The 1,291-nt window shown below is 66.0% G+C and carries 1 protein-coding gene and 1 pseudogene; both read left to right on the forward strand.

Going from position 1 to position 1,291, the window contains the following annotated elements; genetic code table 11:
- Nucleotides 1-219, forward strand: a pseudogene (locus tag D893_RS13680) (IS3 family transposase); the annotation flags it as partial.
- On the forward strand, nt 216-1,262 hold the full coding sequence (locus tag D893_RS13685) for an IS3 family transposase (RefSeq protein ID WP_244269200.1): 1,047 nt from the start codon (nt 216-218) through the stop codon (nt 1,260-1,262). The pseudogene D893_RS13680 and the gene D893_RS13685, both read left to right, overlap by 4 nt.
- The last annotated feature ends 29 nt before the right edge of the window (nt 1,263-1,291 follow it).

Raw genomic sequence — 1,291 nt, forward strand, 5'->3', positions numbered from 1 at the left:
CAGGTCGAGGCCTGGCGGGAGAGCTGCATGAACGCCAACGCCAACGCGGCCGAGCAGGACAAGCGCTCGCGCCAGGAGCGCAAGGCCGAGCAAAAGCGCGTGAAGAAGCTTGAGCGCGAGCTCCAGCGCAAGGACAAGGCCCTGGCGGAGACGGCGGCGCTGCTGACGCTGTCAAAAAAAGCCGAGGCGATCTGGGGTCGCAACGACGAGGACGACTGACCAGCCTCCCGGATCGCCAGCACACCATCGCTCTGGTCGAACAGGCCCGACGCGATGGTGCCCGGCTGGACAGGGCCTGCGCCGTAGTGGGCGTGAGTGTCCGTACCTATCAGCGCTGGAGCACGCCCGAAGGCGCGCATCCGGATGGTCGCACGGAGGCTTCACGGCCGGTGCCTCACAACAAACTCTCCGACCGGGAGCGCGCCGTGATCGTCGATCTGTGCAACGAGCCCCGCTATCGCAGTCGGCCACCGGCGTACATCGTCGCGGATCAGGCCGACCAGGGTCGCTATCTCGCTTCGGAGGCGACGTTCTACCGCGTACTGCGCGACGCCGATCAGAACCATCATCGAGGGCGCCACAAGGCCCCGGAAGGCCGGCGCCCACCGACCACTCACGTGGCCGATACGCCGAACCGGCTGTGGTCCTGGGACGTCTCGTGGCTGCCCGGGCCGGCCTGCGGCACCTGGTGGTATCTGTACCTGATCGTCGATGTGTTCAGTCGCAAGATCGTCGGTCACGAGGTCCACGCCGCCGAGACCGGGGAGCTGGCCGGTGACCTCATCCAGAAGGCCTACTGGCGCGAACACCTGGCGGCCATGGACAAGCCGTTGATCCTGCACTCGGATAACGGCAGCCCCATGAAGGCGGCGACGTTCCTGCAGAAGCTCTACGACCTCGGGATCACGCCCTCGCGCAGCCGCCCTCGGGTGAGCAACGACAACGCCTACTCCGAGTCGCTGTTCCGTACGCTCAAATACCGCCCCGGCTTCCCGTCGAAGGGCTTTGCCACTCTCGAACAGGCTCGTGAATGGATGCTCGGCTTCGTGCACTGGTACAACGAGCAGCATCGTCACAGCGCGCTGAACTACGTGACCCCCACCCAGCGCCACAACGGCGAGGCCGCTCGGATCCTGGAACGCCGCCGAGCCACATACGAGCGGGCACGAGACGCCCATCCCGAGCGTTGGTCCGGCCCCATCCGGGACTTCGGTCTGCCAGAGACGGTGACCCTCAACCCGGAGACAGCCGCCAGTTGTTAAAGAACCCTGAACTCCATCAGGCGACATCT

This window comes from Thioalkalivibrio sp. ALE21, from assembly GCF_003208255.1.
GTDB lineage: Bacteria > Pseudomonadota > Gammaproteobacteria > Ectothiorhodospirales > Ectothiorhodospiraceae > Thioalkalivibrio > Thioalkalivibrio halophilus.